This window comes from Sphingomonas sp. P2_B6, assembly GCF_056404755.1.
The window spans coordinates 124,002-138,928 of record NZ_JBFUDK010000008.1; the positions used below are offsets into that span (position 1 = coordinate 124,002).

14 protein-coding genes are annotated in these 14,927 nt (G+C 65.6%); 9 read left to right on the forward strand and 5 right to left on the reverse strand.

Going from position 1 to position 14,927, the window contains the following annotated elements:
* The first annotated feature begins 167 nt into the window (after positions 1-167).
* The 4 genes from AC1DX5_RS13350 to AC1DX5_RS13365 all read left to right on the forward strand — a co-directional run bounded on the left by AC1DX5_RS13350 (position 168) and on the right by AC1DX5_RS13365 (position 7,931).
* Entirely contained in the window at positions 168-2,456 is a 2,289-nt protein-coding gene (locus tag AC1DX5_RS13350) for a TonB-dependent receptor (RefSeq protein ID WP_465175484.1), read from the forward strand.
* Positions 2,457-2,565: 109 nt separating this feature from the next.
* Positions 2,566-4,707 carry a penicillin acylase family protein gene (locus AC1DX5_RS13355; RefSeq protein WP_478015931.1) on the forward strand — a complete coding sequence of 714 codons (2,142 nt, stop codon included), beginning with the start codon at positions 2,566-2,568 and terminating at the stop codon, positions 4,705-4,707.
* Between the two features lie 72 nt (positions 4,708-4,779).
* On the forward strand, positions 4,780-7,611 hold the full coding sequence (locus AC1DX5_RS13360; protein ID WP_478015933.1) for a M16 family metallopeptidase: 2,832 nt from the start codon (positions 4,780-4,782) through the stop codon (positions 7,609-7,611).
* A gap of 20 nt (positions 7,612-7,631) precedes the next feature.
* The gene (locus tag AC1DX5_RS13365) at positions 7,632-7,931 is read left to right on the forward strand and encodes a hypothetical protein (protein ID WP_465171542.1); all 300 of its coding nucleotides are present in this window, start codon (positions 7,632-7,634) and stop codon (positions 7,929-7,931) included.
* Positions 7,932-7,988: 57 nt separating this feature from the next.
* Here AC1DX5_RS13365 and AC1DX5_RS13370 read toward each other — a convergent pair whose 3' ends face one another.
* The 3 genes from AC1DX5_RS13370 to gpmA form a co-directional block, all read right to left on the reverse strand.
* A complete protein-coding gene (locus AC1DX5_RS13370; protein WP_465171543.1) occupies positions 7,989-9,059 on the reverse strand; it encodes a 5-(carboxyamino)imidazole ribonucleotide synthase in 1,071 nt (356 codons plus the stop codon).
* Positions 9,056-9,541, reverse strand: a complete 486-nt coding sequence (purE, locus tag AC1DX5_RS13375; RefSeq protein WP_478015935.1) for a 5-(carboxyamino)imidazole ribonucleotide mutase — start codon at positions 9,539-9,541, stop codon at positions 9,056-9,058. The genes AC1DX5_RS13370 and purE overlap by 4 nt, the downstream gene beginning before the upstream one ends.
* A 73-nt stretch (positions 9,542-9,614) precedes the next feature.
* Positions 9,615-10,301 carry a 2,3-diphosphoglycerate-dependent phosphoglycerate mutase gene (gpmA, locus tag AC1DX5_RS13380; protein ID WP_465171545.1) on the reverse strand — a complete coding sequence of 229 codons (687 nt, stop codon included), beginning with the start codon at positions 10,299-10,301 and terminating at the stop codon, positions 9,615-9,617.
* A gap of 110 nt (positions 10,302-10,411) precedes the next feature.
* Between gpmA and AC1DX5_RS13385 the strand changes: the two genes are divergently transcribed.
* The gene (locus tag AC1DX5_RS13385; protein WP_478015937.1) at positions 10,412-11,134 is read left to right on the forward strand and encodes a dienelactone hydrolase family protein; all 723 of its coding nucleotides are present in this window, start codon (positions 10,412-10,414) and stop codon (positions 11,132-11,134) included.
* A 121-nt stretch (positions 11,135-11,255) separates the two neighbouring features.
* On the opposite strand, the gene AC1DX5_RS13390 is transcribed toward AC1DX5_RS13385, so the two are convergent.
* Both AC1DX5_RS13390 and AC1DX5_RS13395 read right to left on the reverse strand, forming a co-directional pair.
* The gene (locus tag AC1DX5_RS13390; protein WP_478015939.1) at positions 11,256-12,374 is read right to left on the reverse strand and encodes a M14 family metallopeptidase; all 1,119 of its coding nucleotides are present in this window, start codon (positions 12,372-12,374) and stop codon (positions 11,256-11,258) included.
* A complete protein-coding gene (locus AC1DX5_RS13395) occupies positions 12,371-12,991 on the reverse strand; it encodes a DUF4136 domain-containing protein (protein WP_465171548.1) in 621 nt (206 codons plus the stop codon). Before AC1DX5_RS13395 ends, AC1DX5_RS13390 begins: the two co-directional genes overlap by 4 nt.
* Positions 12,992-13,155: 164 nt before the next feature.
* On the opposite strand from AC1DX5_RS13395, the gene ykgO reads away from it, so the two are divergent.
* From ykgO to AC1DX5_RS13415, 4 genes are all read left to right on the forward strand, one after another.
* Positions 13,156-13,281, forward strand: a complete 126-nt coding sequence (gene ykgO, locus AC1DX5_RS13400; protein ID WP_004210176.1) for a type B 50S ribosomal protein L36 — start codon at positions 13,156-13,158, stop codon at positions 13,279-13,281.
* Positions 13,282-13,899 carry an HAD family hydrolase gene (locus AC1DX5_RS13405; protein ID WP_465171549.1) on the forward strand — a complete coding sequence of 206 codons (618 nt, stop codon included), beginning with the start codon at positions 13,282-13,284 and terminating at the stop codon, positions 13,897-13,899.
* A 357-nt stretch (positions 13,900-14,256) separates the two neighbouring features.
* Positions 14,257-14,541, forward strand: a complete 285-nt coding sequence (locus AC1DX5_RS13410) for a type II toxin-antitoxin system Phd/YefM family antitoxin (protein WP_465171550.1) — start codon at positions 14,257-14,259, stop codon at positions 14,539-14,541.
* A complete protein-coding gene (locus AC1DX5_RS13415; RefSeq protein WP_478015941.1) occupies positions 14,538-14,927 on the forward strand; it encodes a type II toxin-antitoxin system VapC family toxin in 390 nt (129 codons plus the stop codon). Before AC1DX5_RS13410 ends, AC1DX5_RS13415 begins: the two co-directional genes overlap by 4 nt.

Sequence of the window (14,927 nt, forward strand, 5' to 3'; positions counted from 1 at the left end):
GCTGCCGACAGATAGATACGTGTCACGAACCTGTCTCACCAGTCACGCGGTAACGACTTGTTCCTCCCATAATTGTGCAACGCACAACGCCTAGGCGGCTCCGAGGCGCCGGGAGTGGGGCGCCGCGGAAAAACACGCCCAATTCACGCCCAAGGGGGACAATCGACATGCGCCATCTTCACGCCTGGCTGCTGGCTGGCACCGCTTTGTGTTCGCCTTTCGCCGCGAACGCCGCCGTCATCGAAGACAAGCCCGCCGCCGCGACCGATGCGACGACGGCTGATCCCGTGGCCGACGACGACGCTACCGCCGACATCATCGTCATCGGCCGCGGCGAAACGCGCCAGGTGCAGCGTATCAGCCAGGTCGATATCGAGCGCCTGCCGGCGGGCACCAGCCCGTTGAAGGCGATCGCCAAGCTGCCCAGCGTGAATTTCCAGTCGGCCGATGCCTTTGGCGCCTATGAATGGTCGGAACGCGTCTCGATCCGCAGCTTCAACCAGAACCAGATCGGCTTCACGCTCGACGGCATCCCGCTCGGCGACGGCAGCTACGGCAACACCAACGGCCTCCACATCAGCCGCGCGATCTCGTCGGAGAATATCGGCCAGACGATCGTGTCGCAGGGCGCCGGGTCGATCGGGACTCAGGCGACCAACAATCTCGGCGGCACCATCGAGTTCCTGTCGAGCGACCCCAAGCCCGTCTTCGGCATGACGCTGAACGGCACCTATGGCAGCGAGAACACCGTGCGCGCCTTTGGCCGGCTCGACACCGGCGTGCTCGGCGAGAACGGCCCGAGCGCCTATGTCTCCTACGGCTTCCTCGATACCGACAAATGGAAGGGGTTCGGCTCGCAGCGCCAGCACCAGATCAATGCGAAGTTCACTGCCCCGGTCGGCGCCATGCGGCTCGTCGGTACCTTCGATTTCTCGGACCGGCGCGAGAACGACTATCAGGATCTGTCGCTCGACATGATCCACCGCCTCGGCCTGCGTAACGACAATATCTCGAACAATTATCCGCTCGCCGTCGTGATCGCCGATACGCTGGCGTATAACAGCGCGCATCCGACCGCGCCGATCCCCTATCCCGCACCTTATGGCACCGCCGACGACGTCTATTTCGATGCCGCCGGTCTGCGCGTCGACTATCTCGCGTCGCTCGGCATCGAGACGGCGAAGGACGCGCCGATCCACGGCATGCTCAAGGCCTATTATCATTCGAACCATGGCCAGGGCATCTGGTACACGCCGTACACCGCGACGCCCGGCGGCGCGCCGCTCTCCGTGCGCACCACGGAATATGACATCCGCCGCAAGGGCGTGTTCGGCTCGGTCGGCGGCATGCTGGCCTTTAACGACATCACCGTCGGCGGCTGGTACGAGAAGAATGATTTCCGCCAGGCGCGGCGCTTCTACGGCCTGACCAGCCGCAACGTCTCGACGCGGGATTCGCTCGACTTCCAGACCAATCCCTTCTTCACCCAGTGGGATTTCAATTACGATACCGAGACGGTCCAATATTACGTCCAGGACAAGATCGCGCTTGGTGCCCTGACGCTCGATTTCGGGTGGAAGGGCTTCGACGTCCGCAACGCGGCCGCGCCGATCGTCGGGGGCGGGCTCGCCGCCGGCAAGATCAAGGTGACTGACTGGTTCCAGCCGCATGCCGGCTTCAACTACAAGCTGAACGACAGCGCCGAGCTGTTCGGCGATTTCACGCAGGTGAAGCGCGCCTTCGTGTCGTCGGCCACGACCGGCCCGTTCGCGACGACTCAGCCGGGGTTCGATGCGCTGCTGACCACGGCCAAGCTCAAGCCCGAGGAATCGGATACCTATGAGCTGGGTGGCCGCTTCAAGAACCGCTGGTTCAACGGCCTGATCGCCGCATATTATGTCGATTTCCGTAACCGCCTGCTCGGCGTGACGACGGGTGCCGGCATCGTCGGCAATCCGGTGATCCTGCAGAATGTCGGCTCGGTCCGCGCTTACGGGTTCGAGGCGGCGGGCGAAGTGAAGCTGCCGTACGGCTTCGGCGTCTTCGCCTCGTACAGCTATAACGACTCGACCTATCGCGACAATGTCAGCGCGACCGTCCTGACCAAGGGCAAGACCACCGTCGACAGCCCGAAGCACCTCGCCAAGGGCGAGATCACCTATGACCAGGGCATGTTCTTCGGCCGGTTCGGCGCGAATTACATGAGCCGGCGTTATTTCACCTACACCAACGACCAGTCGGTGCCGGGCCAGGTGATCTTCGACGCGACCCTCGGCGCCCGCGTCACCCTGCCGGGCGATCGCAAAGTCGAGGTGCAGCTCAACGCGACCAACCTGTTCGACAAGAAATATGTCTCGACCATCGGGTCGAACGGGTTCGGCAACAGCGGCGACAACCAGACGCTGCTCGCCGGCGCGCCGCAGCAGTTCTTCGTCACGGTGAAGACCGCTTTCTGATCGATCGTATCGCCGCCGTTCCCCGCTTCGGGCAGGAACGGCGGCGATCGCTCTCGCCGGGGCCCTCCGGTACCGCTACACCGGCCGTATATAAGGCAGGTGAGGGTGGATGCGGCGTTTTCTGGTGCGGGGCCTGGCCATATTGGCCGGCCTGTTGATCGTCGTCGCCATCGGCCTCGCGGTGTGGGAACCGCTGACCGCGTCCGCCCCGCCTGCGCCCCCGGCGCATGCCTATGACGTGACGATCGCGCGCGACACTTTCGGCGTGCCGCATATCTTCGGCAAGACCGACCCCGACGTCGCCTATGGCATCGCCTATGCCCATGCCGAGGATGATTTCTCGACCCTGCAGGAAGTGCTCGCGATGACGCGCGGGCGCCTCGGCGCGATGACCGGCGGAGACGGGGCGAAGACGGATTATGTGCTTCATCTGCTCGGCGCGCGCGAGACGGTGGCGCGCGATTACATGAAACAGCCCGCGGACGTGCGGGCGCTGCTCGACGGCTATGCCTCTGGCCTCAACCATTATGCCGAGAAGCATCCGGGCGAGGTGCGGCTGGCGAAACTCTTCCCGGTCGAGGGCCGGGATGTCGCGACCGGCTTCGTGCTGCGCTCGCCCTTCTTCTTCGGGCTGGATGCCGTGCTGGGGGCGCTCGCCGGCGACACGCCGCTGCCGAAGGAGAATGCCGGGGCGGTGCCGGACGCGCCGGATATCACGCCGATCGGCCCCAACGGTAACGAGAATGGCTCCAACGCCTTTGTCGTCGCGCCGAAGCGGTCGGCGGACGGCTTCACCCGGCTCGTCTCCAACTCGCATCAGCCGTGGCGCGGCGGCGCTGCCTGGTATGAGCTGGTGGTGCATTCGCGGACCGGCTGGGATTTCGCCGGCGCGACTTTCCCCGGCGCGCCCTATCCGCTGCTCGGCCATAACCGCACGCTCGGCTGGACTAACACGGTCAACCGGCCCGATCTGATCGATGTCTACAAGCTGGTGCTCAACGCGGCGGGCGACGCCTATCGCTTCGACGGGAAATGGCGCCCGCTCGAAAAGACGCGGGTGTGGCTGCATGTGAAGCTCTGGGGTCCGTTCGTGCTGCCGGTGCCGAAGACGGTGCTGCGCGCGGTGCAGGGCCCGGTGGTCGAGAATGCCAAAGGCGCCTTCGCGCTCCGTTATGGCGGGGCTGACCAGTTGAAGATGGTCGAGGAATATTACCGGCTGAACCGCGCGCGCGACTTCACCGAGTGGCAAAGGGCGCTGGCGATTCAGGGCGTGCCGGCGACCAATTTCCTCTATGGCGACGCGGCCGGGAACATCGCCTATTTCTACAATGCCGGCTTCCTCAACCGGAAGCCGGGTTATGACTATGCCGGGGTGCTGCCGGGGGATACCTCACGCGATCTGGCGCCGGGCACCGTGCCCTGGGCGCAGGTGCCGCGCAATATAAACCCGGCTTCGGGCTTCCTGATCAACGCCAACAACACGCCTTTCCAGGCGGCGGGGGCGGGCTCGGAAATGAACCCGGCGGACTATTCGCCGCTGCTCGGCATCGAGACCGACACGACCAACCGCGCGACCCGCGCGCTCGAGCTGATGGGTGCCGATCCGTCGATCAGCGACGCGGACCTGCACCGCATCAAGTTCGATACCGGCGTCAGCCGGGTGAGCTGGGCGGCGAAATGGTTCGCCGATATCGCGGCGGTCGACCCCAAAGGAGACAAGACACTGATCAATGCCCAGGCGCTGCTGGCGAAATGGGACTGGAACTATGACGGCAGGAGCCCGGCTGACGCCATCGCCGCGCTGTTGCTGCGCGCCGGCAACAAATGGCATTACCAGCGCCGGCCGGAGGCCGATCCGCGCGGGGAACTCGCCACTGCCGCTGCTTATCTGACGACGCATTTCGGCCGGCTCGACCCGCCGCTCGGTGCGGTGCTCCGTGTGCGCCAGGGCAAGGTCGATATGCCGATGGATGGGGGCCCCGACGTGCTCCGCGCGGCTGCCTTGTGGGACGAGGCGGCCGATGGCCGGCTGGCGGTGAAGCATGGCGACAGCTTCATCATGTTCATTGCCTGGGACAGGCAGGGCAAGGTCAGCTCGCAGTCGATCCAGCCCTTCGGCGCTGCCACCACGCGCCCCGATTCGCCGCATTATGCCGATCAGGCGCCATTGTTCGTCCGGCACCAGCTGAAGCCTGTATGGTTCGATCCGGCGCAGCTCAGGGGCCATGTCGAGCGGGTCTACCGGCCCTGATCGCCCCGATTGCGCGCTGAAATCGCCGCGTTATACCTGCGCAATATAATTGCTTTTCGAGGACGCATTTTCATGAACATCAAGTTGTTCGCGCTTGCGGGCGTGGCGCTCGGCGCGCTGGCGACTCCCGTCGTGGCGGCGCCGCCTCAGGCGGCGACCAGGCCAGCTGCGGCCAAGCCCGCCCCGGTCTCCGTGCTCGCGAAGAGCGTCGACATTCCGTATCAGGAATTCACCCTCGCCAACGGCCTGCGGGTGATCGTCCATACCGATCGCAAGGCGCCGATCGTCGCGGTCTCGGTCTGGTACAATGTCGGCTCCAAGTTCGAGCCCGCCGGCAAGACCGGCTTCGCGCATCTGTTCGAGCATCTGATGTTCAACGGCAGCGAGAACGCGCCCGGCGATTATTTCGGACCGATGAAGGAAGTCGGCGCGACTGACCTGAACGGCACGACCTGGTTCGACCGCACCAATTATTACGAGACGGTGCCGACCCCGGCGCTTGAGCGCGCTCTGTTCCTCGAGAGCGACCGCATGGGCTATCTCACCGGCGCGGTGACTCAGGGCGTGCTCGACGAGCAGCGCGGCGTCGTCCAGAACGAGAAGCGCCAGGGCGACAACCAGCCCTTCGGCCTGGTCGAATACAGCCAGCTCGACGCGCTGTTCCCGGAAGGCCATCCCTATCGCCACTCGACGATCGGCTCGATGGCCGATCTCGATGCCGCCAGCCTCGCCACGGTGAAGGACTGGTTCCACGATCATTATGCGCCGAACAACGCGATCCTGTCGCTGGCGGGCGATATCGACCTCGCCACGGCGAAGCCGCTCGTCGAGAAATATTTCGGTGCGATTCCGCGCGGCCCGGTCAGCGTCGTGCCCAAGGCGGACGTCCCCGACCTCGCCGCCGCCAAGGCGGAGGTGATGAAGGACCGGGTCTCGACCACCCGCATCTACCGCATGTGGGCGGTGCCCGGCGTCAACGACAAGGACGCCGTGCTGCTCGACGTGACGGCGGGCGTGCTCGGTGGGCTGTCGAGCTCGCGGCTCGACAATGCGCTGGTGCGCAAGGAAAAGATCGCGGTCCGCGTTTCGGCGAGCAACCAGACCTTCGCGCAGGTCGGCCTGTTCGAAGTCTATGCCGATGTGAAGCCGGGCGTCGATCCGGCGCTGGTCGCGAAACGGCTCGACGAGGTGATGGCCGATCTGGTCGCCAAGGGCCCGACCGCCGATGAGGTGCAACGTGTCGCCACGGGCAGCGTGACCAGCACGATCCAGGGCCTGGAATCGGTCGGCGGCGGCAATGGCAAGGCGGCGCAGCTCGCGCAGGGCGCGCTCTATTCGAACGATCCGGCCTTCTACAAGAAACAGCTCGCGACCATGGCGGGCGCGACGCCGGCGAGCGTCAGGGCCGCGACCGCCAAATGGCTGACTCGCCCGGTCTATGCGCTGACCGTCGTGCCGGGCCCGCGCGAGGCCTATACCGAGGCAGCGCCGGTCGAGCCCAAGCCGTCGACGGACGTGCCGGTCAAGGGCACGCGCGGTGCAATGCCCGGCGTGGCCAATATCTCCGACATCGATTTCCCGCCGGCGGTGCACACCAGCCTGAAAAACGGCATCGAGCTGATCTATGCCCAGCGCGGCGCCGTGCCGATCACCCAGGCGGTGATCAGCTTCGACGCCGGCGTGGCGGCCGATCCGGCGACCAGGCTGGGCACGCAGCAGCTGACCCTCGGCATGATGGACGAAGGCACGACCAATCTCGATTCGATCCAGATCGCCGAGGCGAAGGAGCGGCTCGGCGCCGCGATCGGCTCCGGCGCCAGTTCCGACCGCACCAGCCTGACCCTGTCGGCGCCCAGCCCGAACCTGGTGCCGGCGCTCGACCTGTTCGCCGATATCGTGCGCAACCCGGCCTTCGCGCCGGCCGAGGTCGACCGGGTCAAGAACCAGCAGCTCGCGCAGATCCAGGCCGAGCTGACCAACCCGGGTGGGCTCGCGACGCGCGTCATGCCGCGGCTCGTCTACGGCCCGGCCTCGCCCTATGCCAAATCGTTCGGCAGCGGCGATCCCAAGGCCGTCGCGGCGCTGACCCGCGACGATCTGATCGCGTTCCAGCGCGCCTGGCTCCGACCGGACAAGGCCCGCATCTTCGTGGTCAGCGATCGGCCGCTCGCCGAGGTGAAGGCAGCGCTCGACGCCGAATTCGGCGACTGGACCCCGACCGGTGCGGCGGGCGTGAAGGATTTCTCCGCGCCCTCGACGCCCTCGGCGCCGAAGATCGTGCTGATCGACCGGCCGGATTCGCCGCAGTCGCTGATCTATGCCGCGACCCCGACCAGCCTGAAGGGCACGGACGATTTCGTGCCGCTGCTCGCGGCCAACGACACGCTTGGCGGTGGCTTCCTGTCGCGGATCAACATGGATCTGCGCGAGGACAAGCACTGGTCCTATGGCGCCGGCGGCGGCTTCCAGCGTGCCGAATTCGCCGCGCCCTATGTCATCCAGGCGCCCGTCCAGGCTGACAAGACCGGCGCCTCGATCGCGGCGGTTCGGGCTGACGTGCAAGACTTCCTGACGACCAAGGGCATCACCCCGCTCGAATTCGACCGGACGATCACGGGCACGATTCGCTCGCTGCCCGGAAACTTCGAAACGGCGGGCGCGGTGCTGTCGGGCATGCAGTCGAACAGCCTCTACAAGCGGCCGGACGATTATTATGCGAAACTTCCCCAGGTCTATCGCGGGCTGAAGGTTGCCCAGCTTGACGCTGCGGCACGCGCGGTAATCGATCCGTCCAAGCTGATCTGGGTGGTCGTGGGCGATGCGAAGACAGTTCGGCCCCAGCTTGACAGCCTCGGGCTGCCGGTTGAGGTGGTGCCCGCGGCGTCCGTCGCGGACGTGCGCTAGGGATTCATGGAGAGACGGATATGGCTGGAATCGACGGCACCTGGGATGCGACGGTCAAGTCGCCACTTGGCGATCAGAAGATGACGCTGACGATCAAGACCGATGGCGGCACCTTCACCGGTACCAACAGCGGCGCGATGGGGTCGACCGACATCAACGGCACCGTGGACGGCGACACCATCCACTGGAGCATGAACATCACCGTGCCGATGCCGATGACGCTGGACTGCACCGCGACCGCGGACGGCGACACGCTGGCCGGCTCGGTCGGCGCCGGCGCGTTCGGCAGCTTCCCGCTGACGGGCACGCGCACCGGCTGATCCGCCGGCTCTGGTGACATGAAGAGGCCCGCTTTCCGCAAGGAAGGCGGGCTTTTTCTATGAGCGCGCCAGCCGGGTCACATGGCCCATCTTGCGGCCCGGCCGCACCGTCTTGCCGTACAGGTGCAGATGCGCGCCCGGCTCGGCGAGGATCTCCGCCCAGCGATGGGCGTCCTCGCCGATCAGATTTTCCATCTCGACGCCCGGCGCCGTCAGCCCGGTGTCGCCGAGCGGCAGGCCGCAGATCGCGCGGATATGATTCTCGAACTGTGAGGTGACCGCGCCCTCGATCGTCCAGTGCCCCGAATTATGGACGCGCGGCGCCATCTCGTTGAACACCGGACCATCCTCGGTCGCGAAGAACTCCAGCGTCAGCACGCCGACATAGCCGAGCGTATCTGCCAGGCGTCCGGCCAGCGCCGCCGCTTCGGCCCAGTGGCGCGCGATCTCGGCGGGGGCGGGCAGCGAGGAACGGTCGAGGATGCCCGCGACATGCTGGTTCCAGGGCGGCGGATAGCTGACCATCGCGCGGTCGACGCCGCGCGCGAGGATGATCGAGAATTCGTGGCTGAAGGTGACGAAGCCTTCGAGGATCGCCGGACGCGCGCCGATCTCGGCCCAGGCGCTTTCCGCATCGTCGGCGGTGCGGAGCCGGACCTGGCCCTTGCCGTCATAGCCGAGCCGCAAGGTTTTGAGGATCGCCGGGGCGCCGATCTCGGCCAGTGCCTGTTTCAGCTCGTCGAGCGTGGTGACCTTGCGCCATGGGGCGGTGCGGCCGCCGAGGCCGTCGACGAAGCTCTTCTCGGTCGCGCGGTCCTGCGCGACTTCCAAGGCGGCGGGGGCAGGGTGCACCGGCAATTTGGTCGCGAGATAGCGGACCGGGTCGATCGCGATATTCTCGAACTCATAGGTGACGACATCGGCCGAGGCGGCGAGCTCGTCGAGGATGATACGGCTGTGATAATCGGCACGGGTGAAGCTCGACGCGGTCTGCGCGGCGACGCTCTCGGCATCCGGCGCGAGGATCTGGGTGCGATAGCCAAGCTGTGCCGCCGCGACCGCGAGCATCCGCCCGAGCTGGCCGCCACCGAGGATGCCGATCGTGGAGCCGGGTGGAAGCATCGTCATTCGGGGTCGGTCGCGACGCTGTCCGTCTGTGCGGCACGCCACTTCTTCAGCCGCTCGGCGAGCAGCGCGTCGCTGGTGGCGAGGATCGCGGCGGCGAGCAGGCCGGCATTCTTCGCGCCGGCCTTGCCGATGGCGAGCGTGCCCACGGGCACGCCGCCGGGCATCTGCACGATCGAGAGCAGGCTATCCATCCCCTTCATCGCCTTGGATTCGACCGGCACGCCCAGCACCGGCAGGTGAGTCATCGCGGCCGCCATGCCGGGCAGATGCGCGGCCCCGCCCGCGCCGGCGATGATCACCTTCAGCCCGCGATGCTCGGCCTGGGCGGCATAGTCGTAAAGCCGCTGCGGGGTGCGGTGCGCCGACACCACCTTGGTCTCATGCGGCACGCCCAGCGCGGCGAGCGCGTCTGCGGCATGGCGCATCGTGTCCCAGTCGGACGCGCTGCCCATGATGATGCCGACAAGGGGATGATCCGACATGAAATACCCCGGTGAAAAAGGAGCGGTTTCCTAACCATGGGACACCGCAAGGGCAACGTACTTACTCAAAAGGTCAGCGCTCGCTCAGATAATAGCGATCGGTCGCGTTCAGCGCCTCGTCGAGTTCATAGACGATCGGCTGGCCGGTGGGGATCTCCAGGCTGGTGATCTCGTCGTCGGGAATATTCGACAGATGCTTGACCAGCGCGCGCAGCGAATTGCCGTGCGCCGAGATCAGCACGCGCTGCCCGGCCTTGAGCGCGGGGGCGATGCGGCCGTCCCAATAGGGCAACACGCGCGCGATCGTGTCCTTCAGGCTCTCGGTGTCGGGAATGGCGATCCCGGCATAGCGGCGGTCCTGCGACAGGTCGAACGGCCCGCCCGCTTCCATCGGCGGCGGCGGGATGTCGAAGCTGCGGCGCCAGATATGGACCTGCTCCTCGCCATGCTTCGCCGCGGTCTCGGCCTTGTCGAGGCCGGTCAGGCCGCCATAATGCCGCTCGTTGAGATGCCAGTCCTTTTCGACCGGTAGCCACAGCCGCCCCATTTCCTCGAGCGCGAGGTTGAGCGTCTTGATCGCACGGGTCTGAAGCGAGGTGAAGGTCAGGTCGAAGTCCAGGCCTTTCTCCTTCATCAGCCGGCCGGCGGCACGGGCTTCCTCGGCGCCCTTTTCGGTCACGTCGACGTCCCACCAGCCGGTGAAGCGGTTCTCGAGGTTCCAGGCGGACTGGCCGTGGCGGATCAGGACGAGGGTGGGCATGGTTTCTCCCGGGCTATCGATGACGCGCCCGTCTCTAACGATTGATGTCCATGAGGCAACTTGCCCTGTGCATTCCCGGCGTGGCAATTGACCGCAAAAGGAGACTCTCCATGGCGATCGTACGGCAGACACTCGTATATAACGGGCCGGGCGGGCCGTTCGAGGGCGTGATCGCCTATGAGGACGAGATCACCACGATGCGGCCGGGCGTGCTCGTCGTGCCCAACATCCGCGGGCAGAAGGAAGCCGACACACTCAAGGCCGAGGCGCTGGCGAGGCTCGGTTATGTTGGGTTCGCCTGCGATGTGTTCGGCCAGGGCAAGCGCACCACGCATGAGTCACCCGACATGGCGGTCTATATGAACGAACTGAACGCCGATCGCGGGCTGTTGCGCGACCGGTTGCAGGCGTCGCTCGATGCGTTGAAGGGGTTCGACCGGGTCGATCCGGCAAAGACCGCGGCGATCGGCTTTTGCTTCGGCGGCAAATGCGTGCTCGACATGGCGCGCGCCGGGCTGGACACGCTTGGCTGTGTCAGCTTCCACGGCGTGTACGACCGCCCCGACCATGCCAATACCGTGCCGATCAAGCCGAAACTGCTCGTCTGCCATGGCTGGGACGACCCGCTGGCGCCACCCGATGCAATGGTGGCGCTCGGCCGCGAGCTGACCGAGGGCGGGGCCGACTGGCAGATCCATGCCTATGGCAATGCCGGCCACGCCTTTACCGACCATGCGGCGAAAACCTCCACCCGGCCCGGCGTCGCCTATGAGGAACGCGCTGACCGGCGGAGCTGGGAAGCGATGAAGGGCTTCCTGGCGGAGCTGTTCTAGCGAACCGCCACCCTTCCCGTTCGCCCTGAGCTTGTCGAAGGGCTGTTCTTTTTTTTGGCGGTTAAGAAAGAGCAGTGCTTCGACAAGCTCAGCACGAACGGGGTGAGGGTGCGCTCTTCCCTCAGATCGAGTCGATCACCTCGGCCAGCACTTCGAGGCAGCTATGCCCGAGTTGCTTGCTCCGCTCCGGCGACCAGCCGAACTCGGCGTCCGGGTTCGGATCATGGTCCTTGAACGGCATCTCCAGCGTCATCGCCACCGCGCCGAAGCGTTCGGCGAGCTGGTTGGTCGACATGGTGAGATTGGCCTTGCCCGGGCTCGACTTCTCATAACCCTTCTCGATCTGGAAATCGGGGGTATGGGCCGCGAGGCGGCGGGCATAGTCGTAGAATTTGTCGCCGAGCGCGTCGGTCCACCCCGGAATGCCCTCGAAGCCGGCGAGGAAATTGGCGGGGATCGCTTCGTCGCCATGCACGTCCATCGCGAAAGCGACGCCGGTCTCGTCCATCGCGTTGCGCACGCTCAGGACCTCGGGGCTCTTCTCGGGCGTCGGGGCGTGCCATTCGCGGTTGAGGTTCACGCCCGCGGCATTGGTGCGCAGATGGCCGCGAAAAGATCCGTCCGGGTTCATGTTCGGCACGACATGGAAGGTCGCCTTGGCGAGCAGCGCGGCGGTGACTTCGTCCTCGGTGTCGGTCAGCCGTTCCAGCGCGCCCTCCATCCACCATTCGGCCATGGATTCGCCGGGATGCTGGCGGGCATAGAGCCAGACCTGCTTCGGCCCCTCGCCGATGCGGAAATAGTCGATCGCGCGGCCGTCGAGCGACTGGCCGAGCTGGCGGTGAGTCACGCCGGGCTGCAGTGCGGTCGCGGCGACCAAAGCGTCGTGGCGCTCCATCGTATAGGGGGCGAAATAGGCGAACCAGACCAGCTCGCTATCGCCCTCCCAGTCGAACTCAAGCACGCCGTCGGCATAGCGCGTCTCGGTCATGCGCCAGTCGATCCGGTTGGTCGAGACGCGTGCCTTGTAGCCGGGCCAGCCGAACGGATAGGCCGAAGACCCCGCATTGACGATGCGATAGGTCAGCTTGCGCCCCTTCGCCCCGGCGACGCGGAAATAGAACCATTGGAAGAAGTCCGACTGGTGATCCTGCACGATCTCCAGGTCGATCCGGTCGCCGGCAATGGCGACCAGGCGGATGTTGCCGCCATCGAAGGCGGCGTTGATCTGAATGCTCATCTGACGGTGATAGAACGGCCGGATTCGCCGGGGAACCCCAGGAACAGGGCATGCGCCAATTTGCTCGCCGCCGCGTTTGCCTGCGCCTCGGGCGCCTTGTCGTCGGCCTGAGTCTGGGCGCGGCCTTCCCAGATGGTCGTGCCGTCGCTGCGCCGGCGGATCTGCACTGACAGCTCCGTCGCGACGACATAGCGCGACTTCGCCTTGCCGATCGGGAAGGAAACGCCGCCGCCGACCCCGACTCCGCCGCCACGCCCGCCGCTATAGGAGCCGCCGCCAAGGCCGATGCTGAATGGCGGTGGCTTGGGTGGTCCCTCCAGCGTGGTGCGGGTGAAGCCGACCACGGCGAGATACTGGCCGCGCACGTCGGCGGGCGCCGCGGTATAGCCCGACTGGACCAGCTCGGCCTCGACCGCCGAGGCATAGGTCGCGAATTCGAGGCTCGCCGGCCCGCCGCCGGGCAGCGGCTCGACCGTGACGGTGCCGCGCTCGAGCGGCGCGCCGAGATGGAAGCGCGTCACCTGGACCGGGCCGCTGACGGTCGTCGCACATCCTGCCAGGCTGGTCGCCGCGAGTGCGATGAACAATGTCCGTGCCGTCGTCATGCTGCCCGTCATCTTAGCCTGTCCTTCGAACCGATCGTTGCGTCACTGTAACGCTGTAAGCGATAACGCACGATAGACGCATCCGGGTTCCGTGTCGCGCGGGTTGACTTGGGACCCGCTCGTCCATATGCGGACGCCTCTTTCCAAAACCCGAGAATCAAAGAAGCGAATCGATCATGAAGATCCGCAATTCCCTGAAGTCGCTCAAGGGCCGGCATCGCGACAACCGCGTGATCCGCCGCCGTGGCCGCACCTATGTCATCAACAAGACGAACCGCCGCTTCAAGGCCCGCCAGGGCTAAGTGAGCCGGCCGGCTGCCGTCGTCTTCGACGTCGGCAACGTCCTGTATGACTGGAACCCCCGGTTCCTTTACGAGCGCCTGATCGAGGACGATCGGGCGCTCGATGCATTCCTGCGCGATGTCGCGACCAAGGAATGGCATTTCCAGCACGATCTGGGCCGCCCCTTCGCCGAGACCTCGGCGGAGCTGAGCGCGTTGTACCCGGAATATGCCGAGATGATCGCCCTTTGGGGGCCGCGCTTCAGCGACACGATCCCGGGCTTGCTGCCGGGCATGGGCGAGCTGGTCGAGGAGATCGACGCGGCCGGCGTGCCGCTGTTCGCCATCACCAATTTCTCGGGCGAGTTCTGGCGCCCCTTCCGTGACCGTGAAGCCGCCACCTTCGACCGGTTCCGCGATATCGTGGTCTCGGGCGACGAGCGGCTGGTGAAGCCCGATCCCGCCATCTACCACCTCGCGCTCGACCGCTTCGGCCTTCAGCCGGGCGAGGCGGTGTTCATCGACGACCGCGAGGACAATGTCGCCGCGGCGAACGGAGTCGGGATGCGCGGCCTGCAGTTTGTCGACGCTCCGACGTTGCGCGGGCAGCTCAGCGCGCTGGGGCTACTCCGCGCCTGATTCGTCCAACAGCGACCCGGGTTTTTCGCTGTTACGCCGCTCCCCTTTTTTCTTTCGCTGTTATGTTGGAATTCCGGGCCGATTTGGGCGAGCGATTCCAGCGGGTTGGGGTGGCTTTTCCCTGTTGCGGCGTAACAGCGGAAAAAATGCCGAAAAAATGTCGAAAACGGCGCGGTTTTTCCGCGTAACAGGGGCGTGGCACCGCGCCGTTATCGTCCAACATCATCCAGCCATGTCAAAGAGCGCGCCCGGCTTGCGGACCGCGTCACGCTCTCATGATCGGCGCCTGCGTTGAATCGAGGCTGCTTGTCCGCATGCGCATATTTGTGTACACCGTGTACATATCTGGAGGCGATCATGGAAATGTCGGTTCGCGAGGCACGGGCGCAGTTTGCGCGGGCTCTCGCCGCGGTTGAACGCGGCGAACGTGTGACGATCACCAAACACGGCGTTGCGGTGGCGGAACTCGGTCCGGCTCCGGCAAGGAAGACGCTGGACTGGAGGGCACTCGAACGATTTCGCCAAGATCGGGGTTGGGGCGCTCTTACGGCCGAAGAAATGTGGCCGGCTGATTTCAACGATCCGGAATATAGTCGCAGGGCACTGATGCTTGATGGGAATCCTGACGTCGAACCGCAATGACACTGCTGCTCGATACGCATATCGCACTCTGGCTCGTGCGCGACCCGAGCGTGTTGCGTCCGGCGGAATTGGCAGCGATCGAAGAAAATGATTCCCTCGTATCGGCGATCTCGCTCTGGGAGTTGCGCCTCAAATGGGAGCGCGTCACGGCCTCGGGTGCGAGAAAGGGGCCAGCCGATCCGGTCGAGATTCGAGCGGGGCTCGATATCCTGGGCATCGGCATCCTGGTCCTGACACCCGATCAGGCCGTCGCATCGCTAAAGCATCCGACACCGCACCGAGACCCGTTCGACGAAATTCTGCTGATCCAGGCACAGGAGTTGGGCGTCAAACTGCTTACCCGTGACCGGTTGCTGGCCAGCCACCCTTTGGCGCTTACGCCTTAG

Bases quoted from the DNA above. Each gene is read 5' to 3' on its own strand.
- AC1DX5_RS13395 (WP_465171548.1), bottom strand. From the start codon at position 12,991: ATGACGGGCAGCATGACGACGGCACGGACATTGTTCATCGCACTCGCG.
- purE (WP_478015935.1), bottom strand. From the start codon at position 9,541: ATGTCGGATCATCCCCTTGTCGGCATCATCATGGGCAGCGCGTCCGAC.
- gpmA (WP_465171545.1), bottom strand. From the start codon at position 10,301: ATGCCCACCCTCGTCCTGATCCGCCACGGCCAGTCCGCCTGGAACCTC.
- AC1DX5_RS13385 (WP_478015937.1), top strand. From the start codon at position 10,412: ATGGCGATCGTACGGCAGACACTCGTATATAACGGGCCGGGCGGGCCG.
- AC1DX5_RS13410 (WP_465171550.1), top strand. From the start codon at position 14,257: ATGGAAATGTCGGTTCGCGAGGCACGGGCGCAGTTTGCGCGGGCTCTC.
- AC1DX5_RS13365 (WP_465171542.1), top strand. From the start codon at position 7,632: ATGGCTGGAATCGACGGCACCTGGGATGCGACGGTCAAGTCGCCACTT.
- AC1DX5_RS13360 (WP_478015933.1), top strand. From the start codon at position 4,780: ATGAACATCAAGTTGTTCGCGCTTGCGGGCGTGGCGCTCGGCGCGCTG.
- AC1DX5_RS13355 (WP_478015931.1), top strand. From the start codon at position 2,566: ATGCGGCGTTTTCTGGTGCGGGGCCTGGCCATATTGGCCGGCCTGTTG.
- ykgO (WP_004210176.1), top strand. From the start codon at position 13,156: ATGAAGATCCGCAATTCCCTGAAGTCGCTCAAGGGCCGGCATCGCGAC.
- AC1DX5_RS13390 (WP_478015939.1), bottom strand. From the start codon at position 12,374: ATGAGCATTCAGATCAACGCCGCCTTCGATGGCGGCAACATCCGCCTG.
- AC1DX5_RS13415 (WP_478015941.1), top strand. From the start codon at position 14,538: ATGACACTGCTGCTCGATACGCATATCGCACTCTGGCTCGTGCGCGAC.
- AC1DX5_RS13350 (WP_465175484.1), top strand. From the start codon at position 168: ATGCGCCATCTTCACGCCTGGCTGCTGGCTGGCACCGCTTTGTGTTCG.
- AC1DX5_RS13370 (WP_465171543.1), bottom strand. From the start codon at position 9,059: ATGACGATGCTTCCACCCGGCTCCACGATCGGCATCCTCGGTGGCGGC.